Here is a 23,551-nt window from a genome sequence, read left to right on the forward strand (position 1 = left end):
TTAATCCCCCGGGGCCGTGGTAGGTAGGCGGGTGGCATGTTGGCGGGCCGCTCGTTCATTCTCTGGCTTGAGGAGGTTGACTCGAGCCTCCACCCTCTCGTGGGCGGCAAGGCGGTTGGGCTCGGCGAGCTGATCAGGGCCGGGATCCCCGTGCCCCCCGGCTTCGTGGTGACTAGCGAGGCCTACAGGCTCTTCATTGAGAGGAACGGGCTGGACTCCTACATCCGCCGCGTGCTGGGCGAGGTCGTCAGGGAGGGGAGGCCCGAGGAGTACGAGGAGGCCTCGAAGCTGATCATGTCCAAGATCCTAGAGGCCCCCATGCCCGGGGAGCTGGAGGAGGCGGTGGTGAAGGCGTACAGGGAGCTCGGGGAGAGGGTGGGGGTGAGGAACCCGAGGGTCGCTGTTAGGAGCAGCGCGACCGCGGAGGACCTGCCCGAGGCCAGCTTCGCCGGGCAGCAGGAGACCTACCTCAACGTCTCCGGGGAGGAGGCGGTTGTGGAGCACATCAAGAAGGTTTGGGCCAGCCTCTGGACGGCGAGGGCGATTAGCTACAGGGACAACTTCAACATAGACCACGGGAAGGCCCTCATGGCGGTCGTGGTGCAGAAGATGGTGAACTCGAGGAGCGCCGGGGTGATGTTCACCGCCCACCCCGTCACGGGGGACAGGGGGAAGGTGGTGATCGAGGCCAGCTGGGGCCTGGGCGAGTACGTGGTCCAGGGCAAGGTGACCCCCGACGAGTTCGTGGTCGACAAGAAGACGCTGGAGGTGGTGGAGGAGAGGATCGCGAGGAAGACGAGGGCCCTCTTCTACGACCCGAGGACTGGGAGGAACGTCGAGGTTGCGATACCCGAGACCCCCGAGGAGCTTGAGAAGCTGAAGGCGGAGCACCCGGAGATAGCGGTGCTCATCGAGAAGCACGGCGTCGCCCCGGACAAGCCGAGCCTGTCGAGGGAGGAGGTTAGGAGGCTCGCCGAGATAGCGTTGAAGGTTGAGAGCCACTTCGGGAAGCCGATGGACACGGAGTGGGGCGTCGACGCGGACATGGAGCCGGGGAAGAACGTGTTCATGCTCCAGGCGAGGCCGATCACCACGCTCAAGGAGGGAGAGGCCGAGGCCGGCGGGGAGGCGGGCGAGGGGGAGGCCGAGGTCCTCCTCCGCGGCGTCCCCGCCAGCCCCGGCGTCGCCAGCGGCAGGGTGAAGGTCGCCCTCACCGTCGAGGAGGCGGCGAGGAAGATGGAGAAGGGCGACGTTCTCGTGACCAAGATGACCGACCCCGACTGGGTGCCCTACATGAAGCTCGCCAGCGCGATCGTGACCGACGAGGGCGGGATGACGGCCCACGCAGCAATAGTCGCCAGGGAGCTGGGGATCCCCGCAGTCGTCGGCACCGGGGAGGCCACGAAGAAGCTCAAGGACGGGATGATAGTGATGGTCGACGGGAGGAGGGGCCTCGTCTTCAAGGGCAAGGTGAAGGTTGAGAAGCCCGAGGAGGCTCCCGCCGCGCCCGCCGCCGGCGTCGGGATCCCGAGGGAGGAGCTGGCGAACCTCTACCCGGTGACCGGGACGAAGATCTACATGAACCTCGGAGCGCCCGGCGAGATAGAGAGGTACATCCACCTCCCCTTCGACGGCATCGGCCTGATGAGGATAGAGTTCATCATCAGCAGCTGGATAGGCTACCACCCCATGTACCTCATAGAGCAGGGCAAGGAGCACCTCTTCGTCGACAAGCTCGCTGAGGGCATCGCCAAGGTGGCCGCGGCGATCAACCCGAGGCCGGTCGTGGTGAGGTTCAGCGACTTCAAGACCAACGAGTACAGGAGGCTGAAGGGCGGCGAGAAGTACGAGACGCTCGAGGAGAGGAACCCGATGATCGGGTGGAGGGGCGTCTCGAGGTACATACACCCCAACTACGAGCCCGCCTTCCGCCTCGAGCTCAGGGCGATCAAGAAGGTTAGGGAGGAGCTGGGCCTCAGGAACGTGTGGGTGATGTTCCCCTTCGTCAGGACGACGTGGGAGCTGAGGAAGGCGCTGCGGATAATGGAGGAGGAGGGCCTGGAGCGGGGCAGGGACTTCAAGGTGTGGATAATGGTCGAGGTGCCCAGCACCGTGTTCCTCGCCGACGAGTTCGCCAAGATGGTGGACGGCTTCAGCATAGGCAGCAACGACCTCACCCAGCTGGTCCTCGGCGTCGACAGGGACAGCGGCTTCCTAGCCAGGATGGGCTACTTCGACGAGCGCGACCCCGCCGTGCTCAAGGCGATAGGGATGCTCATAGACGCAGCCCACAGGAACGGGGTGACTGTGAGCATCTGCGGCCAGGCCCCCAGCGTCTACCCCGAGCTAGTCGAGTACCTCGTCAGGAAGGGGATTGACAGCATAAGCGTCAACCCCGACGCGGTCATAGCGACGAGGAGGCTGGTCGCGAGCATAGAGAGGAAGATAATCCTCGAGAGGCTCAGGGGCGGCGGCCACTAGCCGCCCCCCTCCAGGGGGACAGCCTCGTCCTCCGGGGGGACGTACCTCCCCCTCTCCTCCAGCACCCTCAAGACCTCGACGAGCTCGCCCGGCTCCCCGTTTATGAACAAGACCCCCACGCCCCACTCCTCTATCACGAAGCCGAGGTAGAGGTACGCCGCCAAACCCAGCCTCCCCCTCCTCGAGTAGAAGACTATCACCCTGTACCTCCCGCCCTCATCCCTGCCGAGGAGGCGCTCCAGGACGCCGAGGACCAGCGGGATGGTCACTGTGCACCTCGGCGGGTAGACGGCGATGTAGACGACCGTCCCACCCCTCAGCTCCACCCTAGCCACCGGGGGCCCCCCGCGGCCCGGAGGCTCCACAACCTCAACACTCCACCCCGCATCCCTCAGCGTCTCCGCCACCCTCTCCAGCTCCGGCTCCGAGCCGGTGTAGTCCACGGACTCCAGCGCCCTCCGCCCTTCCTCCACCAGCCTCTCATGCACCTCCTCGAAGCCCACAACCTCGAAGCCCTCAGCGGACATGAACACCGCCACCCGGGAGCGAGGACAGGGAGCCCCCGGGGCCTTAAACGCCCGGAGCCCGGGCCTATCAAGGCCCCTTCGTGCCGGCAGCCCAGCCGGGCTACGCGGCCCCGTGGACCCCGCGGGGCACGCCCGCCAGGTCAGCGAGCTCGCAGGGGCGGGATTGCTGGAGAGGGCGCCCAGGGTGGACGGGGACAGCGCCTCGTGGGCGTGGGCGGCCTCTCGACGGGGGCGAGGAGGAGGGTCGCCTACATAGCGGGGCTAGCGGAGGCCGTGGAGCGCGAGTGGGGCGGCGTAGCCCTCCACCTCTTCGGCGCGGGTGTGAGGATACTCAGGGGCCTCCGCCCTGAGGGGCCTCACGGGGGTCGTGTACAGCGTCGACTCGAGCGCCTGGCAGGCCGAGGTCAGGTGGAGGAGGCGGACCCACTACGGGGCAGCCGGCACCCTCGAAGCCAACCTAGCAGCGATAACAGGCTACCTCGCCAGAGTCAAGCGGGCCCTCCAAGACGAACCCGCCGCGAGGAGGCGCTAGGCGGGGTTAGGTGGAGATTAGCCTGAGCTTCTTGAGGAGCTCCAGGAACCCCTCCACGGGCGTCGTGTACCACCGGTTCTCGATGGGGTTATATAGCTCGTAGGGGAAGGGGAAGAAGAATGTCCTATAACGCATGCCATACTCGTGGTCATAATCCTTCATCGTTGACCTGAGGAGCCCCTGAACATCACTATCCATCAGCGAGGCAACAGCTACCTTATCCTTCGAGTAATAAATGTGGCCGGCGAACCCCTTGACAGCCATAGCGCCGTAGAGCATGGGGGCGAACCTGGAACTCGTAAGCACCAGCACCTGCGGATAGCTCAGGAGGCTTCTAGGGACTACGCGGATCCTCCCAATCATTCCGCGCGAGCTGAGCATGGTATAGTATCTCATCACGTACCGCCGCTTAAGCTTAACATCAACCTCCCCATACATAACGTCAAGGTCGCGGGCCTTCAGTATGTTGGAAACCTTAGACATCCTATCAATGGTTAAGAGCTCGAACTTGTCGAGAACGGCGAGCAACATGTAGGCAACTACAGGCGTCTTAAGGTTAACCTCAGGCATGTTAAGCAACTCCTCTAGGCGAGAGCCCAGCTTCTCTAAGTTCCTCCAGCTGGGTTTGGGCGTGCAGGTCGCGACGGGCACCTTGTAGCCCAGCGCCATCTCATCGCTCCAGCCCATAACGTGGTTAGGGTCTATGCCTGGGGGTATATACCATGAAGCGAAGACCCTACCTCTATCAAGCACTGACACTAAGTCCAGAAGGTAGGGAAGAGGGAAGCCCAGCCTCTCCGCAATCTCATTGTCGAAATACTCCAGCTCCAGCAACCTCTTCGCGACATCAGGAGCCCTCTTAACCCCGAAAGCCACCCTCACGCCGAGGGGCTTCAGGTAGCTGAGGTGCATCACGAAAACCTCGCCGGCAGCCGCCAGATCTCTCAGCCTCTCGACATACCAGTACTTAGTCGTCTTGGGCAGACGCTCCCCCTTCCTCCCCGGGTCAGGGTCCGGTATGTCCTCTAACCTAAAGTCGTAGCATGATACTAATTTTAGAAAACCCTGGAACCTATCCGAAGCAGTCTCCACATCCTCACCCCAACCCTATTATCCTCAACTCCACTACATTTAATTATTCTTACCGTTACTCGCCCACTTCTTCAGTACGCATTTTTCAAGAAACATAAATTATAATCAATTAATTACTTTACTTATATAAATTGCAAGACAAGCAATATAGCAAGATTTATTATCTCCCAGCACTCTGGCCTACATCAAGCCTTGTAGGGGTTAGGCTTGTAAGCATATCCTTTTGGGATTTGTCTAGTTGAGGCTGTGAGCCATGAGTGAAGCTAAGGCTAAGATCCTAAGGCTGCTGTCCCAGCCTGAGGCCAGGGTTGCCCTCGCCATCGCCCTAGCTCTGGCCGTGGCCCTCATAGACCCCACGGCTAGGGCCAAGGAAGTCCCCATTGCCTAGCCTCGGCGGCGCGCCGGGCCCTCGCCGCATCACCCCCGGCCTCTTTCCCCGGGTCTCTCCCCCCTCTTTCCTCCGGGTCTCCTCTCTCCTTCAGGGGTTTTCGGTTGTGGTTCAGGCTGGCTTGTCTGGGGTTGAACCCGTTATATACCGGGGGGTGGTCTGCGGGATCCTTTCCCCCGCCTCGCTGGAGTAGGGGGTTGAGGGGCGGCGTTGGGGTTCGGTGTTATATTCCGCCTAGCGCCTTTAGAATTATGTATTGGAGCGTGCATGGCGTGTATCTCATGAATCTGAGCGGGTTGTAGCTTGTGCCCCAGCGTGTCTTGTACTTCTCGCTCGCCTCGTCCAGCCTTGCCAGGGTGTCTCCTGGCAGGTTGATGTCTGCGGCTCTGGCGTACTCCCTGGCTCTCCAGGGTTTCCTGGTGCCTGGTATCGGGATTGCGCCCTTGCTTATGAGCCAGGCTAGAGCTACCTGGGCCTTCGTGGCCCCCAGCTTCCCCGCTGCGTCCGCGAGTGCCTCCTGGAGCTCCCGGTCCTTGGCGGCTGCCTTGAAGACCCTGTCCCACTGCGCGGGGTCCCCGGGCTTCGAGGCGCCTGCGAGGGCGCCTCTTGCCAGGGGGCTCCAGGCTATGAGTGCCAGGCCCCTCTCCTCCATGGCTGGCTTCAGCCTGTTCTCGGGGGCCCTGTATGCTAGGCTGTACTGGACCTGGTTGCTCACCGGCTCAACGCGCCTGGCGCACTCGAGCGCCCTCTCCAGTAGGCCCTCGGGGAAGTTGCTTAGGCCGTAGTGGTGGGCGAGCCCCTTGAGCACCGCCTCCTCCAGCGCCCTCACGGGGGCGCAGAGGGGGGCCCAGGCGGGCGGGGGCCAGTGGAGCTGGATCAAGTCAACGGTCCTCCCCAGCCTCCTGTTGACGCCCTCCACCCCCCGGAGCACCAGGCCCCGAGTGACCCTGAAGCCCGCCACCTTGCTCGCCACGACGACGCCGTCCCCGGCCCCGGCCCGCTTCAGGGCCTCGCCCAGCGCCTCCTCGCTCCTCCCCCACCCGTAAACCTCGGCCGTGTCGAAGAAGTTAACCCCCTCCTCCAGAGCCGCGGCGACCACCCCCGTGAAGTCGGCGCCCCGGCTCCTCCACATCCTACCCCCAGCCTGCCAGAAGCCCAGGCCCACAACGCTGACCCGCGGCCCCCGCCTCCCGAGGGTGGTGTACCTCAACCCCTCCGGCACCCCGGGCCAGGCGAGCCCGAGCTACAGGAGCGGGCCCCTGGGGGAGGCCGCTTGAAAGGCTTAACCCGCCCGGCCCCCCAGGGCTCCACCCGCGAAGGGATCCCCAGCCGGGGGCCTGGAAGGGGAGCTTTTAACCTGTAAGCTGCGCGGTTTTCCGTTGGCGTGTCCCCCAGACAAGCCTATATAAAACTCGTTAAGTGACCCGTTGCGCCCCCCGGGTGGGGCTGGGTTGAGGTTCCTCAGGTGTAGGAGGGAGGCTGTGCCGCCCAGCACGGGGTGGAGGGTCGCGGTAGTCGGCGCCGGCCCGGCGGGGCTGGGCGCGGCGGGGTGGCTCAGGTGTAGGGGGCACGAGGTTGTAGTCTACGACGCGGCTCCGGAGCCGGGGGGCATGGTGCTCTACGGGATCCCGGTGACGAGGATCCCGAAGGAGCCGCTGAGGAGGGGTGTGAGGGAGCTCGCCGAGGCCGGGGTTAGGTTCGTGCTGAGGACCCGGGTCGGCTCGCCGGGCGGGCGAGGCTTGGAGGTCCTGGAGCCCGCTGGGAGCGTTAGCCTGGAGGGGTTGATCAGGGAGTTCGACGCGGTCCTCATAGCGACGGGGACGTGGAGGACTAGGAGGATGGGGGTGGAGGGGGAGGACCTCCCCTGGGTCTACCCTGCGATGGAGTGGCTCGTCACGCTCCACATGGCGATGTACGGCTACAAGCCCCCCGACTCCGTCCCACCGCTCGAGGGCAGGGTGCTCGTCGTGGGCGGCGGGTTGACGGCGGCGGACGCGGTGATGGTGCCCCTGACCTACGAGCGGTTCAAGGGGAGGGTTAGGGAGGTGGTGCTGAGCTACAGGAGGACCAGGGAGCTGGCCCCCATGGGGGCGAGGGAGGTGGACAGCCTCGTCAAGCGCGGCGCAAGGTTCTGGGGGCTCACCCAGCCAGTCGAGTTCAGGGAGGAGGGCGGGAGGAGGGTGGTGAGGTTCTTGAGGATGAGGCTCGCCGAGGCGGACAGCAGCGGGAGGCCGAGGCCAGTCCCCGTGGAGGGGAGCGAGTTCGAGGAGGAGTTCGACTACGTCCTGAAGGCCGTGGGGGTCGAGCCCACGCCGCCCATCGAGCCCGGCTGCTGCGGGATAGAGGTCAACCCCGACGGCACCATCAAGACCGACGAGAACTACATGACCACCAGGCCGGGGGTGTTCGCCGCGGGCGACGTGAGGCACGGCCCAAGCCTCATAGGCCCAGCCCTCAAGAGCGGCCTCGACGCGGCGGCGAGGATACACGAGTACCTAGCGAGCAAAAGCTAGAGGACGCGGAAGCCGCGCTGCTCCAGGAACTTCTTAACCTTCTTCGAGAGCCTCGGCAGCAGGATCGTCTCCCGCCTCGGGATGTAGACCCTGCCAAACGCGGGGAGGTCCACGTAGGCCCCTATCAACTCGTCCCCATCATAGACCAGCTCCACCCTGTACCTCCCGGAGACGAGGTGCTCCTCAAGCCTGAGCCTGCGCCTCCCCGCCACCAGCGCCCCCCACACTAGTGGGTCTAGCCGCGGCGGAGTATATATCGGTTAAGATTATGGCCCCGGCTTCAACTCGCCGCGCCCACGGCTTGCCCCTATAAGGGGGGAGCCGCCCGGGGATCCCGGCGGGGGTGCCCGGCTGCCTTGGCTAAGCCCAGGCTCTTCGTCACCAGGGAGCTCCCGGGCGGGTGGAGGGAGAGGGTCTCCAGGTACTACGACGTGGAGGTCTGGCCCGAGTACACTCCCCCGCCGTACGAGGTGCTCCTCGAGAAGGCCCGGGGGGCCGACGCTCTCGCCACGCTGCTCACGGACCGGGTCGACTGCAGGCTCATAGAGTCCTCGCCCAGGCTCAGGATAATCGCCCAGTACGCGGTGGGCTACGACAACATAGACGTGGAGTGCGCGACGAGGCGCGGCGTCTACGTGGCGAACACGCCCGGCGTGCTCACCGACGCAACCGCGGACCTCACCTGGGCCCTCATACTCGCCGTGACGAGGAGGGTGGTGGAGGCTGACAGGTTCGTGAGGAGCGGCGAGTGGTGGAAGACCGGGACCGGGTGGCACCCCACGATGCTCCTCGGCTTCCAGATCTCGGGGGCGACGCTGGGCGTCATAGGCATGGGGAGGATCGGGAGAGCCGTCGCGAGGAGGGCCAAGGGCTTCGGGATGAGGGTCATCTACCACAGCAGGAGGAGGCTGCCGAGGGAGGTCGAGGAGGAGCTAGGCGCGGAGTACGCCGACCTCGAGACCCTGCTACGCGAGGCGGACGTGGTGACGATCCACGTGCCCCTCACACCCGAGACGGAGGGCCTCATAGGCGAGCGCGAGCTCAGAATGATGAAGAGGACCGCCTACCTAGTCAACACCTCCCGCGGGAGGGTGGTAGACCTAGACGCCCTCACCAGGGCGCTCCGGGAGGGCTGGATAGCCGGGGCCGCGCTAGACGTCTTCCCCCAGGAGCCCCTCCCCCCGGACCACCCGATAACAAGGCTCGACAACGTAGTGCTAACCCCCCACATCGGAAGCGCCACCTGGCAGACCAGGACCAAGATGGCCGACCTAGTAGCGGAGAACCTGATAGCATTCGCCGAGGGAAGGATTCCGCCCACCCTCGTCAACAGGGAGGTAGTGAAGGTCAGGCCCCCAGGCTTCCACTAGCACGGTAACCCTCAAATGGCCCGCCACGCCGGGGACACACCCCGGGGAGGGCCCGTAGCTCAGCCAGGATAGAGCGCCGGCCTCCGGAGCCGGCGGTCCCGGGTTCAAATCCCGGCGGGCCCGCCAACCACTATCCCCCGCAGCCCCGGGATCCCGCGTGGAGAACACTCCACCCCCTGCCAGGCCCAAGTTAATGCGACGCGGGGATCCCGGGGGCCAGGCATTAGCAAAAGCCGTAGGTTTCCAGTTCTGCCCAGTAATTCTTCAAAGCCCTCTTTAGGTCGCTTAACAACCTCTCCAGCTCGCTTGAAAGCCCGCCAGCACTCCTGGCTACCTTCACTAGCTGCGGCGGCGCTATGCATTTGAGCAGCTTCGCTAGCCCCGTATAGATGGTATCGTATATCCCCACGGCGTCTGCCTTGTCGGCCTTCCTCCCAAGCTCGATGACGTGGAAGCCGTACGCCTCCGCGGCTTCTCTAGCCTGCTTCGTTAACGACTTAATTACTAGGATTCTCAGGTGGGGCACCTCCTGCAGGCTGAATGCCCTGCTGAACTCCTCATCCACGATAGGCTTGTCGACGTCCTTGTTCCAGTTCTCGCATGAGACGTAGACTCTAAACCTGGAGCCGCCGGCATCCTTCTCAGCCCACACGTCGACCTCGACGGGGTCCCCGCTCCGGGCGGCCCTGCGGGTGTTAGTCCACACCCTAAACCCCATGATCTTCAGGGCGCGTGCAGCCATATCCCCGAGAAGCTCCCTCGATGGGGCTTTACCCTTGTAATCCAGGCCACCGACCTCTCTAGTCCTCATCTCTGAAAGGAGCTTCTCCAGAACCTCTAGCTCGGGTGATACTAGGATCCCGCTGAATTTGTCGGCGAAGAACGCCGGCAGCACTAGGAGTGACTTATAGCTATGCTCCCTCGTGCTGAAACCCCAAGTTAAGGCTACGCCCACAGACTCGAGGAGGCGCGTGACGTCCTCCATGCTCATGCCGTACCTCTGGATCCTTAAATAAAGATCCAGGGTCGGGCTCGTGGTAAAGGAGTCTAGGAGCGACTTCCTCTTAGGGGGGAACATTCTCTCTAAAAAGTGCTTTTCGAGGGGGTGGACGTCTACTCCTAGCTCGTAGAAGCCGTATACGCGTGGATCCAGCTTGGAGGCGTAAGCCAGGCTATCCCTCAGCCTAAACAGTATATCCTTCTCCCTCCTACCAAGACCCGCCACCCTGCCGGCTATCCTCTTGAGATGCAGCTCTGAAACAGCGCCAGCCACCTCCTTCAGCGCCTCGTCAATCCTCTTCTTCAAGCCCGCGGCGACGAGGTCTCGATTCTCAAAGCTTATCATAGCCATCTTCCTGCTGAGGCCGTATAGGATGCTGCGGCACTCGTCGAGAACGCTTATAGCGCTCTCGTGGAAGCCCAGGGTTACCCCTACCAGCCTCCTCAGGCTAAGGTCGAAACCTTTCACCTCATCAGGGGTTGGCTGGCAGTTTTCATGGTAGAGGAATAGCAGCGTGGAAAGCGATGCCAGCCTCTCAGGCTCGCCGCCATTCCTAGCCAGATCGATTAACTTATCGATTAAGACTTTAACCTCGGAAATATAAGAGTTTTCAGTGGGCAACCCGGGGTACCCCCATCAACTCCTAAAGGGTAAAACGCGGGGAAACGTAAATGGTTTACCATGACTTAACAGGCTTACTTCACAGGCAAGCCCGGGATACGCCCACGCCTGGCAGGCGTGGATACCGCTTGGCCTGGGAAGCCGGCTAATGGTACACGTGGAGGCGGGGGCAAGAGCGGGATAAGCCCCCCGGGATCCCGCGGGGGTGAGGAGGGAGGGGCGCCGGGGTTCCCGGCTCCCCTCGTCAGCTCTCCTGGCTGGTGAACTCCTCTATCGCCTTCTCGACGAGTTGGGTGTATGCTAGGCTGGGTCCTCCGCCCATGAGTACTGCTACCCATGCGGCTTCCATGAGCTCCTCGGGCTTCGCGCCGGCGTCGAGGGCTTGCTTCACGTGGAAGGCTATGCACCACTCGCAGTGTGCCGCCACGGCGAGGGCGACGGCTATCAGCTCCTTCGTCTTGGTGTCCAGGGCCCCGGGCTTGTGGACCGCCTCGAAGAGCTGGTGGAAGGCTCCCGCCTGCTCGGGCGCCTGCCTCGCCTGCCTGGCGATGAAGGCCTGGAACTCCCTGAGGCGCTCCCTCATCAAGGCCCGCCGCACCGCCTCCTGGAGGCTCCGCTTAACTATTTAACTCCTCCCACAATGTTTGAACCAGGCTAAGCCCATGGTGTGCCCTCTTACTCGACGCGGGGCCTGCGCCTGGGGAGCCTCCTGACGAGGAACCGGCTCCCCCTGTAGGTGGCCACTGCGAGGATCCCCCTCTCTACTAGGCTCCCTATCACCTCCCGGGGGTCTAGGCCCCTCCGCTTGAGGATTTCCTCTGCGTAGTCGAGCCTGATGGGGTGGACCGCGGTGGTTGCGATGAGGTAGTTGACTGGGTCCTCCTCGACCTTGAACTGGGGGCCCTCGGGGCCGGCTAGCAGCTCGACCCTCACCCTGTCGCTCAGCCTCTCCCTGAAGACGTGGTACGCCCTTGCGAGCGCCTCCTCGCTTGGGGGCTCCACCCACTCCTCGGCTGGGGGCCTTATGGGGGCAGCGATGTAGGCCCTGGAGAGGTCGAGGGTTGAGAGGTAGTCCGCCACCGCCTCCACCTCCCTCGGGTCATCATTCAACCCCTTGACTAGCATCGTCTCGCTGATGAGCTCCCCCCTGAAGGTGGAGGAGAACTCCTGGATCCCCTCGAGTATCCTGGGGAGGCTCAGGGAGGGGTGGGGCCTGTCTACGAGCCTCCACACCCTCTCACTCACAGCGTCGACCTTGACCGAGACGAGGTCCGCGTGGGAGAGGTCGCTCCTCACGTCCTCCCTGTAGAGGAGGGAGGCGTTAGTGATCACCGCCACCGGGACGTCGACCCTCTCCTTGATCCCCCTAATCTCCACGCCCAGGCAGGCGTCGAGCGTAGGCTCCCCGTCGGGGACGAAGGTGACGTAGTCCGGCCTAGTCTTGGCGGCCTTGGAGGCAGCCTCCTCCACTATAACCCTCGGGTCACGGAACCTCCTCCGCTCCACGGTCAACACGGTGGTCCTCCCGAGCTGGCAGTAGACGCAGGAGTAGCTGCAGTGCTTCGGCGGAATATTGTTCACCCCGAGCGAGAGGCCAAGCCTCCTCGAGGGCACGGGCCCGAAGACCAGCTCCACAGCCAACAGCCGCGACCCTCAACGCCTATCCGGCGCGGGCACCCTTAACCCTTCCCTTAACGGTGCCTAGTAGTGTAACTGCTTGCTTCCTCGCCTTCCTAATTACATGGTTTGCCGGCCTCCAGCTCGAGGGAAGAAAAGAGGAAGCGGGGGACCCCTAGAGGCGTGGCGGTGGGTGTTTAGCTATTGCCTCCTGGCTAGGTCTATTGCTGCGGTTGTTAGTATTAGTACAACTGCTAAGAGTGCGGCGTTGAGCAGCCTAGCCTGGCTGAGGTCCCGGTTGAGCCTCTGGTTCTCCTCCTTGAGCCACTGGGTTTCCTTGGCCAGCTCGCTGGTGGAGTTGGAGATGCTGGTCTTCAGGTTGTTGAGTGTCTCTTGGAGGCTGTCCACTCTCCCCTTGACCTCTGCGAGCCCGGAGTTCAGGTTCTCGAGCTGGCTGCTCAGCTGGGGGTTGCTGGCTTTGAGACTGTTGACTTCCTCCTCGAGCCGGGCTAGGCTCTCCTTCAGCGCCGCGATGTCGTTACTGAGCCGGGTTATACTAGCGTTGATGCCGGCCAGCTCCTCGTCCAGCTCGCCCTCAGGGACTGTGCTATTCCTAACTATTATTTGAGCCTCCCCAACCACGATTGAGTCGTTGTAAGCCCACGCGCCCGGCTCCGCCACGCCTGTGCCCGGCGGGTTGACCGTGTAAATCATGCTCATGCCGGGATAGATGATGCTCAGGGTATGAGCGCCGTTGGCGAGCTGCGGAATGGTTAAGTTGATCGAGAGCCTGCCCTGGCCGTCGGAGGAGCCTATGAACTCTATCATGGAGTCGAGCATTGCCAGGTAGAACATTCGGCAGCCAAGACCCGTGACTGTGACGTGCACCACGTCGCCCGGCTCCACTACACTAGTGGAGAGGTCCACCTCAACCTTCGTCACCGTAAACGGTGCCGAGGCGTGGTTGCCCTGGGAGTCGACCGCCTCGATGAGGTGGCTCCCAGGCTTAGCGCCCACGGGGATCCTGATGACGACATTAAACCACCCCTGACCGTCGGTTTTGCAATCACCCACCGGCCGGCCGTCGAGGTACAACCTAACGACACTATTGGGGGCGAAGTCCACGCCGTGGAGGGCCACATAGGCTCCTGATGGCCGCTCCTGCAGTCTAGGTAAAGGCGCGGGTTAACCATTACCCAGCTAGTGGCTGGGGCCTCGGTGGTAGTCGACTCCGGCGCGTGGCCTTGGACCGGGGGCGCCGCCTCGTTTTTCATAATCTCCTTTATAACAGAAGAAAACTCCGAAGCAAAACTCGGATGAGTAACGGCGATTAAGGTTATGACTACAAGAGATAGAAGGGCTATTGCCAGTCTAGAGCCCATCATGCACCACCCCGCCTGCTTCTAATGGTAACCAATGGTTAACAATGGTTACATAATTGATACCTGATACCTTAGGCTAGACGGGGTTCGCGTGAGAGGCTACTTCTTGAAGCACAACTTCCCCTACGGGGGAGTATTACCTGAGAAGTCCTACAGCGAAAGCCCAAAGTGATGCGGCCACCCACAGCCAGCCTGCCTCGCATGTAGCAACGAGGAATCCCCCGCGTGCAACGCCAGCCTAGCCCCCGCTTCCTCTCCCAGCGGGCGCCGCGGGGAGGGGCAGGCGCAATGTGGCGCCTAGCAGCGCGGGATCCCTTCCCTTCTCCATGGTGTTCCCTGGATTCGCGGGGGGCGTGCGTGGCGTTTTTAGTGGTGGCGCGGGATCCATTGTTGCTTGGGGATTTGGATGGTGTTGAGGGTTACCGGGGTTATCCTGGCTGGGGGTAAGGGTACGAGGTTCAGGCCCTACAGTGAGTTCATCGCTAAGCCTATGCTCCCGGTTGATGAGAGGGGCACGCCCCTCATCGAGTTCATTGTGCGGTGGCTTGCCCGGCACGGCGTGAGGGACCTCGTCGTGCTCGTCGGCCACCTCTCCGGGCAGGTTGTGGGGTACCTCGGCGACGGGGGGAGGCTCGGGGTTAGGGTGAGGTATAGCGAGGACGACGAGGAGTACGGGGGGACTGGCGGGGCGCTCCTGAAGGCTTACAGGCTCGGCCTCCTCGAGGGGGACGCGGCGCTCGTCTGGTACGGGGACATAATAGCGGAGGTCGACGTCTCCAGTGTGCTCAGGGCCCACGGAGAGGCGGGGGCCCACGCGACCCTAGTCGTCTCGGACCGCTACCAGCTCCCCGTCGGCGTGGCGAGGCTCGACCGGGACGGCAGCGTCGTCGGGCTGGAGGAGAAGCCCTGGCTCCCCATCCACGCCACCATAGGGGTCCTAGCCCTGGACCCCAGCGTACTCCGCGACGCCGGCGAGCTCGGCACCCGCTTCGACTTGATGGGGGACCTCGTCCCGTGGATGATCAGGAGGGGCCTGAGGGTGAAGGCCTACATCCACGAGGGGCCGTGGTACGACGTCGGGAGCCTGGAGAGGTACGTGAAGCTCGACAGGAGCCTCTTCCCCCGCTTCTTCACCCGGTAAACCCCCAGGCCCCCCGGGATCCCGCGCCGGGCAGGGTGGCCCCAGGTGAGGGTTGCGCTGCTCCATAGCACGGTGAACACTCTGGGCGGCGGTGAGAGGCTCCTCCTCGCCGCGGTGGAGGCGTTCAAGGAGAGGGGCTGGCGTGTAACGCTGGCGACGGTGGAGCCGACGGACTGGGGGCTAGTGGAGCGGGTGTGGGGGAGGGTGCCCCGGCCCGACAGGGAGGTGTCGCTCCTGCCCTTCAGGGTGACGGCGTTCGGCATTTACATGCGCCTCGCCTCCTCAGCCCTCCTCCCCCGGCTCAGGAGGAGCCACGACGTGGTGGTAAACACCCACGGGGACATAATGGTGGCGCCGGCCGACGTGACGTACATGCACTACCCCACCTTCACCCTGTGGGGGGCCGGCGAGGCTAAGTACTCCAGGGGCTTCTGGAGGGCGTACTTCGCGCCGTTCCACGCCCTGGAGAAGAGGCTCGCGAGGAGGCGCGTAGACACCCTGCTCCTCACCAACTCCAGGTTCAGCCGCTCGGTGATCAAGCGCCACCTGGGGAGGAACGCCCTCGTCGTCTACCCGCCTGTGGATGTGGAGAGGTACCTTGCGCTAGACGGGCGGAGGCGGGGCATCGTGGTGAGCGTGGGGAGGTACGCGCCGGAGAAGAGGTACGAGGTGGTCCTAGAGGTCGCCAGGAGGCTGCCGGGGGTGGAGTTCCACGTGGCGGGCAGCCTCACACCCTCGGGGAGGCAGTACTACGAGAGGCTGAAGGGCATGGTTGAGTCCATGAACCTGAAGAATGTCTTCCTCCACGTGAACCTCCCCCAGGGGAGGCTTGAGGAGATCCTCTCGGAGGCCAAGGTGTACCTGCACGCCATGGTGAACGAGCACTTCGGCATAAGCGTGGTTGAGGCGATGGCCGCGGGGCTCGTGCCCGTGGTCCACAGGAGCGGGGGGCCGTGGCTGGACATCGTGGACCGGGGCAGGTACGGCCTCGGCTACTCCACGATCGACGAGGCGGCCGCAAGCGTCAGGCGGGCCCTGGAGGGCTACCAGGCCATGGCCCCGAGGGCTCGGGGGAGGGCCAGGCTCTTCTCGAAGGAAATATTCAAGGAGAGGATCGCCCGGGTGGTTAAGAGGTACGCGGAGGCGGCTGCGCGTTGAGGGTGCTAGTGATAGCCCTGGACGCCCTCGAGTACGACCTAGTCGTCGGGCTCGGCTTGAGGTCCCTCATGCAGAGGAGGTACGGGAAGCTGCCCGTGCCCCGGGAGCTTTACCACTACTCCCACCCCGTCCCCTTCACTCCGAAGGTGTGGACCGCAATCCTCACCGGGAGGCCCCCGGGGGAGGGGGAGGCGGAGGACCTGTGGGTCTACGAGAACCGCCTGCTCGAGAGGCTCAGGTGGCTCCCCCCGCTCAGGTGGGTGAAGGGCAAGCGCAAGCTGCTGGAGAAGCTTGGCTTCAAGCCCCGGGTTAGGATGTTCAGGATCCATGGGGAGACCATCCTCGACAGGTGCGCCCCGAGCCTCGCAGTCAACGTGCCCGGCGTGAACATCTGGGAGGATTGGATGGACAGGCTCCGCAGGCTGGTCTCGCGGGGGGACCTCCAGGGCGCGATCCAGGCGGCGTTCCAGTACACGAGGGAGGTCTTCACCGAGTTCGAGCGGAGGGCTAGGAGGGAGCGGGGCCACAGGCTCTACATGGTCTACTCGAACCTGGCGGACTACGTGGGCCACCTCTGCTGGTACCGCTGCCGCGGCGAGCTAGAGAGGGCCTACAGGCTCCTCGCCCTCTGGGCCCCCCGCCTGAAGGCAGCCGTGGACCCCGACGTCACCCTGATAGTCTCAGACCACGGGATGCAGGGCTCCGATGACGGGGTGAGCGGCGACCACAGCGACCACATGTACTGGAGTCTCAATATTGACCACGAGTTCAGGGACATCTACGAGATACCCCGGAGGATCGTGGAGTGGTGCAGCCAGCCCGCCCCCCGGGAGGCCGGCGGCGCCTAAGCCCGCCCCGGTGAGGGACCCGGGGGGCCTGCGCGCCCCTCCTGCCGGGCCCTCCGCCGATCAAGCGCCAGCCCCTAAGCCCCAAGGGCCTCCCGCGGCGGGGGGGATCCCGCGCCGCCCCGGAACGCTGAAGCCAGCCAGGGCTTGGAGGCTATGACTGGGGCCTGCGCCTCCCCCTCGACGCCAGCGCCCTTCGGACCCTGAGCATTGCCTCCCAGCGCTGCTTGTAGTCAACCCTAGCCCCCGGGTCCTCGAGGCCCTCGAGGTCGACGGGCTCGTGGTGCTTGGAGAGGGGTAGGCCTAGGAGCTGGAGCGCTATCCTCGCTACGGCGTGGTTCGGGAGCCTCGCCCTGCCCCCCTTGCCCCTCTCTCTAGACTTGAGCTTGCTCGGAGTCTTAACTATGAGCACGCCTGTGGGGTGGTGGCGGGCGTAGGAGCCCCTGACCACTGGGGCGCCGAGGATCCTGTTGGTGACCCAGTAGCCCCTCCCGGTTCTGGGGTAGACGACGACGTCGGGGCCCTCCCCGGCGTGGGGGCCGGGGTAGGCTTCCTCGGGGAGCATGTACTCCAGGGCGTCGCTGTGGCGTGAGAGGGCCTCCAGCACGTCGCCCAGCCTGGACTTGTCCCTTAGGTACACCCCGAAGGCGTACTCGTCCGGGTAGAATGCCTGGGAGGCCTCTGGGTCGACGTAGGACTCGACGGTGAAGCGTAGCCCCTTCCCGGTGAGCCTCGAGTACGCCTCGGCGAGGCGGCGGGCCAGCCCGTCGAGGCGGAGCCTCTTCACCGCCACGTAGAGGCGCGGGGGCACCCCCACCACCCTTGAGCGGCCGCCCTCGCTGAGGGCCTCCCTCCCCCCGGTGTCCCTCAGCTTCTGCACCCTCGTGGCCCTCGCGAGGCCGGCCCTGACCAGTATGTCGTTGACGCTGGCCAGCTTGTCGTACCATGCGAAGCCGTGGTCCGAGACTATGATGAGGTGGTCGTGGCTCTCCCCCAGCACCCTGGCGATGGAGTCGACTATCCTGAAGAGCCTCGCCTCCCCAGCCCCCGGGGATCCCCGGCTGAGGAGCTGGGGGCACTTGTGGAACAGCTTGTCGGGGACGTTTAGGTTAACCCATAGGAGCGCGTGCTCCTCCCCCACCGCCTCCTCCACCGCAGCGAGGTAGGCCTCGGCGACGGGGGCGTAGTCCTCGACCACCCCGCACCCCGGGGCTCCCCCGTGGTCGAGTGGGTTGAAGCCGTGGAAGAACCGCTCCAGGGCCCCCTCCGGGTGCCCCGCGGGCCTCGGGGTGAAGAAGAGGTTGCTCACCACCACCGTGTTCCTCAGGGGGATCACGGGGTAGTCGGGGATTGGGTTGAAGACTATGCTCCTCAACCCGAGCATTGAGAGCATCTCGTGCAGCCTCGGGTGCCTCAAGTCGAGGGCGGTGTAGAGGCGCTGCACTAGCCCCGGCCGCTCGTACTTGAAGAACCCGAAGACCCCGTGAACCCCCGGCCCGACCCCGGTCATGATGCTCGACCACGAGGGGGGCGTAGCCGGGGGAAGGCACTCCAGGTCAGCCGTGAAGGAGGAGGAGAGCAGCTGGCCAACGTAGGGCATAACCCCGGCCTCAACCAGCCTCTCAAGGTAGCCCCAGGGCATCCCATCCAAGCCCAGGACCGCGAGCGACCCCCCAGCGCTAGGCACCGCCAGCCACACCCATGGGTTGCAGTCTTCCTGTTTAACAGTGCTAACCTTAAAGAGGAGGGTGAACAGCCGGTCTTCCGCGGGGAGTTGTTGTAGTGTTCTTCTTGTTTGGCGTAATGCGTCTTCTCGTTTGCCTCTAGCCGAGTCTAGCTGGGCATACTATTTAAGCTAATCATTGCCCATGGCCCCGGGGCGGGGCCTCCTCCGACCCTCGGCAACGCCTCCAGGGTGCTACGCAGGCTCGCCGTGGCTGCGCGCGTCTTCCCGGGAGTCGCCGGGATCCCCTGGCGTGGCTTGTGGGGTACGCTTAAATAGTACCTGGGGTGGGGTGGGTGGCTAGTGGCTGGCTTGTAGGGGTGCTTCGAAGGGTTGGCCTCCCCCGGCGCGTGGGCCGCTGGCTCCCTGGAGGGGGAGCTGGCGAGCGTGGCTCTCGAGCTTCTGAAGCCGGGGGAGGTCACGCCCAGCCTCGTCTCGAGGGAGATCCGGAGGGCCCGGAGGCTCGGGCTGTACTGGAGGATCCTGTCCCCGCTGGAGAGGGCGCTGCTGGAGGTCGCGTCGAGGCTGAGGGTTGAGAGGTTCAAGAGCCCAAGGGTCAGGGAGATGCTGGCCGCGCTGATAGCGAGGATCGAGCTGCACACCGCCAGGGGCCTCGTGCTGGTTAAGGGCCTCTCCCGCGCCCTCTCCACGCTCGGGGGCAGGCTCCAGGGCCTCCTCCGGGGGGGCCTCCGGGCCCTCGTCTCCTGGGCCCGCGGGAGGCTCGGGTACCTGAGGTACCTTGGCCGGTCGATGCTGGTGCTCGAGGAGTACCTCGCCGGCCTCCTAGGCCCGTAGCGGCGGCACGTAGGCCATGGGCCTGGAGCGGGCGCTGCGCCGCGTGCTCCCCAGCCTCGACTTCATGGTTAGGGGCCTCGCCGCCGCTTTCATAGCGGTGCTCACAGCCGCAGCCGTCGCCCTGGCCCTCGGCAGGGAGGACGCTGCGGACACACTCGCAGTCTACGCCTACTACATCCTCGCAGCCGCGGTGGCCCTCGCGCTCGTGGACGCGGCGAGGAGCGGCGGGGACGGAGGAGAGGGGGAGGGTGACGGCCAGGGCTAGGGCGGCTGGAGCCGAGGCCGCCTCGAGGCCAAGCCAGGACCTCGCGGGCGGCGGGCTAGCCGAGGTCGTCCGCGGGAGCGTCTGGGTCACCGCGGGGAGCCTGGCCGTCACGCTTGGGGGCCTCGTGTTCTGGCTCGCCTCCGGCCGCGTCGCGGGGGCGGAGGCGGTGGGGTACGCGACCACCGCCTTCTCCGCGGCGGGCGTGCTCTCGAGCCTCGCCAACCTCGGGTTGAACTACGCGGCGCTCCGCTGGGTCCCCGTGCGCAGGGCCAGGGCTTACGGTGCTGTGCTGCTCCTAGCCGTGGCCCTCGGCTCCGCGGCGGCTCTAGCCTCCCCAGTCTTCGCGGGCCTCTACGGGGGCGGCTTCACGAGGTACGTCCCCCTCGTGCTCGCCCTCACCGTCGCCGGGCTCGCGGCGAATGCATCGCTCTCGACGCTCATAGCCGCCGGCAGGGCGAGGGCGGTGTTCGCCGTGAACACCCTCGGGGCCCTCGTGAAGGTGGGCGTCGGGGTCTCCCTAGCCCTCGCCGGGCTGGGCGGCTACGGGCTCGCCCTGGGCATACTCTCCTCCCAGCTCGCCTCCGCAGCGCTCTCCACAGCCCTCGCCGCGGCCGCCGTCGGCCTAGCCCTCCCGGCGCTCAGGGACCTGGTTGACGCGGTGAGGGTGGGGGCCTCCAACTACCCCCTCGTGCTCTCCACGCAGCTCCTCGCGAGCGCGGGGGTCGTCCTCATCGCCGCCCTGACAGGGGACCCCGGGGAGACGGGCGTCTTCTACATAGCACTCATGGCCACGCTCGCCCTCTCCATGATACCCGCCAGCATGGCCCTCGTCAGCCTCCCCGTGATGGTCAGGAGCCGAGACTACGGCGTCGCCGGGGAGAGCCTCAGGCTCGGGGCCGCGCTCGTGCTACCCCTAGCCGTCGCCGTAGGCCTCGCCCCCCACCTCACCCTCTCCCTCGTCAACCCCGACTTCGCCCGGGGCGCCGGGGCGCTCGGGGCCCTCACGCTCTCCGTGGTCCCCCTGGCCTACATCCAGAACGCGGTATCCAAGCTCAACGGGGAGGGGAGGCTCCGCGAAGTCCTAGCCATAGGCGCCGTGAGGCTCGCAGCCCTCACCGGCCTCACCCTAGCCCTAGCCCCGAGGCTCGGCGCGGCGGGGGCCGCGCTAGCGTTCCTAGCCAGCACCCTAGCCCCCACCCCCATAGCAGCCCGGGCCCTCAGCCCCGCGTGGCCCCTCAAGCTCCTCGCAGCCCAGGCCGGGATCCTCGCAGCCCTCCACCCCCTCCAGGGGATCCTCGGCGAGGCCGCCACCGCAGCCCTGGGCGCCGCGGCCGCAACGCTGGCCCTCCACGCCACAGGAGCCCTAACGCTCAATGAAGCCGTTGGGGTGGCCAGGACAGTGCTGGGGGAGCTCTTACACCGCTCGCCACGCCTCGAAGCCGGGGTGCGCGTTCAGGGAAACCTGCACTCCAGCGACGCTGGGGAGGACCTTAAGGAGTAAGGCTGACGGTGAAGACCGGGGAGGCCAGCGTGGCCGGAGTGTTGGTTGAGGACTGCCTCAGGCTCTTCCCGGGCCTGGCCGCCGTCGCCCTGCACGGCCGAGGCCTCCGCGCCTCCGGGGGGCTCGAGGAGATCATTGGCGGGGAGGCTCTTGAGATGCTTCTCGAGGCCCTCGGGGAGGCAGTGGAGGGCGAGGCCCGCATAGCTCTGAGCATGGACCCCGCCGGGCTAGAGGCGGAGCTCCCCCGCCTCACCGCCCGATTCTGGGCCACCATCCACAAGCCGCTCCTAGAAGCCGGGGAAGCCCTCCTAGCCGCAGCCGCCTCCCCAGGGGTGCTCGACGAGGTGGCCCGGCCCGAGAGGGAGGCTGCGAGAGAGCTAGCCGGCATCCTGAGGGGCACTGGCTACCGGCGCGCCGGGGACCTGGTCCGGGGGCTCGCCGCGCTCGTGGACCGCGATCTCTGGCTCACCCGCTGGCTCGGGAGGCTTGGCCCCGAGGGGCTCCGCGCGAGGCTGGCCGGGAGGGGGCTCCGGGAGCTCCTAGAGTTCACGGACTGCACCCTGCGCCTGCTCTTCGCCTGGACCGCGGCGGCCGCCCCGCTCCTAGGCCTCATTAGAGAATACAGGGAGGACTCCAGGGACGCCCTCGCAGAGCTCGCCGGCCGGCTCGCGGGCGAGGTGGAGGACTACATCGACACCCTCGACCTCCTACTCGACGATGAAGCCTACGAGGACCTGGTAAAAATGGGCGTAGTGAAGGCCGGCTAGCCCCTTGCCGTGTAGCATAGAGTTAAAGAGGAAGGCAAAGAAGTTTCTCGACAAGCTCGATAAAGAGCTCCCGCGCATGGCTGAGAGGATCCGGGAGAGGCTGAACGAGCTGGCCGAGAACCCCGATTGCGAGGCGAGGCTGAAGGGGAGGCTAGCCAACCTCTGCCGGGCCCGCGCGGGCTCCCACCAGGATAATATACAAGCCCGAGCCGTGCACGCTAACCATTGTAATAGAGCACAGGGAAAGCGTGTACGACGAGCTCAGCCGCTAGCCCCCAAGGGCGTAGTAGCGTTTCAGGGCCTCCCAGCCAAAGGCGGGACTAGGCGGCCGAGGAGCCGCCGTGAACCCGGGATCCCCGTGGGGGCAAGGCTAATACGTAGCACTCCACACGTACTACTCCTGGGAGGGGTGCCCCGGCGGCTTGGCCAGCCTGTCGGCTGAGGACATCGTGAAGCTGTTCGAGGAGGATGTTAGAGCACGCAAGCGGCTCGCCGAGCTCCTCGTCTCGGAGCCGGACGTGAGGCTCACCGTGATAAACGCTGTCCTCAGGGACGTCGCTACTAAACATGACATTGAGAGGCTCCGGGAGGAGTTCAGGAGGGAGCTTGAAGCGAGGATCGAGGGCCTCCGGAGGGAGCTCGACGCTAGGCTGGGGGAGGTCGACAAGAGGATTGACGCGCTGGACAAGAGGATTGATTCCCTGGATAAGAGGATTGAGGCCCTGGAGAGGCGGGTTGACGCGCTGGGTGAGAGGGTCGGCTCCCTGGAGAGGGGGGTGGAGGCTTTAAAGGAGAGGATAGACGAGATGGGGAAGAGGCTCGACTACATCGCTAAGGTAACGCTAGCCCTAACAGGCACGGTCCTAGCCGCCCTGATAGTGGCGATAGTGGAGCTGGCCCTAGCATAGCCCTACAGCCCCGCCGGGTGGGGGCCCGCCGCTCTCGAGGGGGTCTCAGAACTGGGGTCCGTCCGCGGCTGCCGGGTGCCGGGGGCCTGCTGGATCGTGCAGGGTGGTAGGCTGGTGGGGGGCCCCCTCGGGGGCTGGCTGTGGGAGGGCGGGCTGGTTAGCGTCGTCATGCCCGTCTACAACGGGGAGGGGTTCATCGCTGAGAGCATTGGGAGGGTGGCCTCGACCCTCTCCGGGGCCGGTGTCCCATTCGAGGTCGTGGTCGTCGATGATGGGAGTAGGGATGGGACGCTCCGGAGGGCCGTGGAGGCTGCGTCGAGGCACCGGAACGTCAGGGTCGTTGGCTACAGGCGCAACCTGGGCAAGGGGGCAGCGTTCATTAGGGGCTTTAGGGCCAGCAGGGGGGATGTGGTCGTGCTCCTAGACGCTGACCTCGACGTCCCCCCGGAGCAGGTCCTCCTCCTCCTGCGGGTGATGCAGGCGACCGGCGCGGACGTTGTGGTGACGGATAAGTGGCACCCCCTCTCCCGCACCCAGGCCACCCTGCTGCGCTGGCTGCTCAGCAGGGGCTTCAACGCCCTCACCAGGCTCCTCACAGGCCTCAGCCTGAGGGACACGCAGACCGGGGCGAAGGCGTTCAAGAGGAGGGTGCTCGAGGACGTTGCCCCGAGGCTCTACGCCAAGCGCTACGCGTTCGACGTCGAGCTACTACTCCTAGCCGCAAAGATGGGCTATAAGATAGCCGAGGCCCCCTCCCTCGCGGAGGTCAGGCTAACCGCCCCCTTCAAGCCCAGGGAGATATGGAGAATGCTCCTCGAACTCCTCTCCATAGCGTACCGCCACGGCAGGCTCTAGCCCCCGCCGGCCTTGGAGCCCCTCCGCATCCTCTGGCTGAACTGCGCTGAACTGCAATGAAGGGATGAAG

The 23,551-nt window shown here is 65.3% G+C and carries 23 protein-coding genes and 1 tRNA gene; 15 read left to right on the top strand and 9 right to left on the bottom strand.

Features of this window, described 5'->3' with window-relative positions; all coding sequences use genetic code 11:
- Nucleotides 1–36 precede the first annotated feature (36 nt).
- Complete coding sequence (ppsA, locus tag ACYQ3J_RS06310; RefSeq protein ID WP_460125927.1) at nt 37–2,481, top strand: pyruvate, water dikinase; 2,445 nt, start codon at nt 37–39, stop codon at nt 2,479–2,481.
- On the opposite strand, the gene ACYQ3J_RS06315 is transcribed toward ppsA, so the two are convergent.
- The gene (locus tag ACYQ3J_RS06315) at nt 2,478–3,020 is read right to left on the bottom strand and encodes a hypothetical protein (RefSeq protein WP_460125929.1); all 543 of its coding nucleotides are present in this window, start codon (nt 3,018–3,020) and stop codon (nt 2,478–2,480) included. The genes ppsA and ACYQ3J_RS06315 overlap by 4 nt on opposite strands.
- 355 nt (nt 3,021–3,375) lie before the next feature.
- Between ACYQ3J_RS06315 and ACYQ3J_RS06320 the strand changes: the two genes are divergently transcribed.
- The gene (locus tag ACYQ3J_RS06320; RefSeq protein WP_460125931.1) at nt 3,376–3,540 is read left to right on the top strand and encodes a hypothetical protein; all 165 of its coding nucleotides are present in this window, start codon (nt 3,376–3,378) and stop codon (nt 3,538–3,540) included.
- Nucleotides 3,541–3,546: 6 nt separating this feature from the next.
- Here the strand turns inward: ACYQ3J_RS06320 and ACYQ3J_RS06325 are convergent, their stop codons facing one another.
- Nucleotides 3,547–4,632, bottom strand: coding sequence for a hypothetical protein (locus ACYQ3J_RS06325; protein WP_460125933.1), 1,086 nt, complete (start codon nt 4,630–4,632; stop codon nt 3,547–3,549).
- A gap of 253 nt (nt 4,633–4,885) precedes the next feature.
- Between ACYQ3J_RS06325 and ACYQ3J_RS06330 the strand changes: the two genes are divergently transcribed.
- Nucleotides 4,886–5,020, top strand: a complete 135-nt coding sequence (locus ACYQ3J_RS06330) for a hypothetical protein (RefSeq protein WP_460125935.1) — start codon at nt 4,886–4,888, stop codon at nt 5,018–5,020.
- Nucleotides 5,021–5,243: 223 nt separating this feature from the next.
- On the opposite strand, the gene ACYQ3J_RS06335 is transcribed toward ACYQ3J_RS06330, so the two are convergent.
- Entirely contained in the window at nt 5,244–6,242 is a 999-nt protein-coding gene (locus ACYQ3J_RS06335) for an aldo/keto reductase (protein ID WP_460125937.1), read from the bottom strand.
- A 229-nt stretch (nt 6,243–6,471) separates the two neighbouring features.
- Here ACYQ3J_RS06335 and ACYQ3J_RS06340 point away from each other — a divergent pair, with 229 nt between their 5' ends.
- Nucleotides 6,472–7,533, top strand: coding sequence for an FAD-dependent oxidoreductase (locus tag ACYQ3J_RS06340; protein WP_460125939.1), 1,062 nt, complete (start codon nt 6,472–6,474; stop codon nt 7,531–7,533).
- Here ACYQ3J_RS06340 and ACYQ3J_RS06345 read toward each other — a convergent pair.
- The gene (locus ACYQ3J_RS06345; RefSeq protein WP_460125941.1) at nt 7,530–7,745 is read right to left on the bottom strand and encodes a hypothetical protein; all 216 of its coding nucleotides are present in this window, start codon (nt 7,743–7,745) and stop codon (nt 7,530–7,532) included. The two genes, ACYQ3J_RS06340 and ACYQ3J_RS06345, sit on opposite strands and share 4 nt — an antisense overlap.
- Nucleotides 7,746–7,889: 144 nt before the next feature.
- Here ACYQ3J_RS06345 and gyaR point away from each other — a divergent pair, with 144 nt between their 5' ends.
- Entirely contained in the window at nt 7,890–8,903 is a 1,014-nt protein-coding gene (gene gyaR / locus ACYQ3J_RS06350) for a glyoxylate reductase (protein ID WP_460125943.1), read from the top strand.
- A gap of 48 nt (nt 8,904–8,951) precedes the next feature.
- Nucleotides 8,952–9,029, top strand: a tRNA-Arg gene (locus tag ACYQ3J_RS06355).
- A gap of 97 nt (nt 9,030–9,126) precedes the next feature.
- Here the strand turns inward: ACYQ3J_RS06355 and ACYQ3J_RS06360 are convergent.
- The 4 genes from ACYQ3J_RS06360 to ACYQ3J_RS06375 all read right to left on the bottom strand — a co-directional run bounded on the left by ACYQ3J_RS06360 (nt 9,127) and on the right by ACYQ3J_RS06375 (nt 13,215).
- A complete protein-coding gene (locus tag ACYQ3J_RS06360) occupies nt 9,127–10,524 on the bottom strand; it encodes a restriction endonuclease (RefSeq protein WP_460125945.1) in 1,398 nt (465 codons plus the stop codon).
- A gap of 244 nt (nt 10,525–10,768) precedes the next feature.
- Nucleotides 10,769–11,122: a carboxymuconolactone decarboxylase family protein gene (locus tag ACYQ3J_RS06365; protein WP_460125947.1), complete on the bottom strand. Its 354-nt coding sequence runs from the start codon at nt 11,120–11,122 to the stop codon at nt 10,769–10,771.
- Nucleotides 11,123–11,199: 77 nt separating this feature from the next.
- Entirely contained in the window at nt 11,200–12,159 is a 960-nt protein-coding gene (locus ACYQ3J_RS06370; protein ID WP_460126274.1) for a radical SAM protein, read from the bottom strand.
- A 183-nt stretch (nt 12,160–12,342) separates the two neighbouring features.
- Nucleotides 12,343–13,215 carry a hypothetical protein gene (locus ACYQ3J_RS06375; RefSeq protein ID WP_460125949.1) on the bottom strand — a complete coding sequence of 291 codons (873 nt, stop codon included), beginning with the start codon at nt 13,213–13,215 and terminating at the stop codon, nt 12,343–12,345.
- Nucleotides 13,216–13,929: 714 nt separating this feature from the next.
- Between ACYQ3J_RS06375 and ACYQ3J_RS06380 the strand changes: the two genes are divergently transcribed.
- The 3 genes from ACYQ3J_RS06380 to ACYQ3J_RS06390 are packed head-to-tail and all read left to right on the top strand — an operon-like array spanning nt 13,930 to nt 16,670.
- Entirely contained in the window at nt 13,930–14,664 is a 735-nt protein-coding gene (locus ACYQ3J_RS06380) for a nucleotidyltransferase family protein (protein ID WP_460125951.1), read from the top strand.
- 45 nt (nt 14,665–14,709) lie between these two features.
- Nucleotides 14,710–15,822, top strand: a complete 1,113-nt coding sequence (locus ACYQ3J_RS06385; RefSeq protein WP_460125953.1) for a glycosyltransferase — start codon at nt 14,710–14,712, stop codon at nt 15,820–15,822.
- Between the two features lie 2 nt (nt 15,823–15,824).
- Nucleotides 15,825–16,670 (top strand): alkaline phosphatase family protein, encoded by an 846-nt coding sequence (locus tag ACYQ3J_RS06390; RefSeq protein WP_460126276.1) that lies wholly within the window; start codon nt 15,825–15,827, stop codon nt 16,668–16,670.
- Between the two features lie 151 nt (nt 16,671–16,821).
- Here ACYQ3J_RS06390 and ACYQ3J_RS06395 read toward each other — a convergent pair whose 3' ends face one another.
- The gene (locus ACYQ3J_RS06395; protein WP_460125955.1) at nt 16,822–18,354 is read right to left on the bottom strand and encodes an alkaline phosphatase family protein; all 1,533 of its coding nucleotides are present in this window, start codon (nt 18,352–18,354) and stop codon (nt 16,822–16,824) included.
- Nucleotides 18,355–18,723: 369 nt separating this feature from the next.
- Here ACYQ3J_RS06395 and ACYQ3J_RS06400 point away from each other — a divergent pair, with 369 nt between their 5' ends.
- From ACYQ3J_RS06400 to ACYQ3J_RS06425, 6 genes are all read left to right on the top strand, one after another.
- A complete protein-coding gene (locus ACYQ3J_RS06400) occupies nt 18,724–19,185 on the top strand; it encodes a hypothetical protein (RefSeq protein ID WP_460125957.1) in 462 nt (153 codons plus the stop codon).
- A 16-nt stretch (nt 19,186–19,201) separates the two neighbouring features.
- Nucleotides 19,202–19,450 (top strand): hypothetical protein, encoded by a 249-nt coding sequence (locus ACYQ3J_RS06405; protein ID WP_460125959.1) that lies wholly within the window; start codon nt 19,202–19,204, stop codon nt 19,448–19,450.
- Nucleotides 19,434–20,951, top strand: a complete 1,518-nt coding sequence (locus ACYQ3J_RS06410) for a lipopolysaccharide biosynthesis protein (protein WP_460125961.1) — start codon at nt 19,434–19,436, stop codon at nt 20,949–20,951. Before ACYQ3J_RS06405 ends, ACYQ3J_RS06410 begins: the two co-directional genes overlap by 17 nt.
- Nucleotides 20,952–20,980: 29 nt before the next feature.
- Nucleotides 20,981–21,718 carry a hypothetical protein gene (locus ACYQ3J_RS06415; RefSeq protein WP_460125963.1) on the top strand — a complete coding sequence of 246 codons (738 nt, stop codon included), beginning with the start codon at nt 20,981–20,983 and terminating at the stop codon, nt 21,716–21,718.
- Between the two features lie 422 nt (nt 21,719–22,140).
- Nucleotides 22,141–22,626, top strand: a complete 486-nt coding sequence (locus ACYQ3J_RS06420) for a hypothetical protein (RefSeq protein WP_460125965.1) — start codon at nt 22,141–22,143, stop codon at nt 22,624–22,626.
- Nucleotides 22,627–22,740: 114 nt separating this feature from the next.
- On the top strand, nt 22,741–23,481 hold the full coding sequence (locus ACYQ3J_RS06425; RefSeq protein ID WP_460125967.1) for a glycosyltransferase family 2 protein: 741 nt from the start codon (nt 22,741–22,743) through the stop codon (nt 23,479–23,481).
- Nucleotides 23,482–23,551 lie beyond the last annotated feature (70 nt).

The organism is Stetteria hydrogenophila (assembly GCF_054657575.1).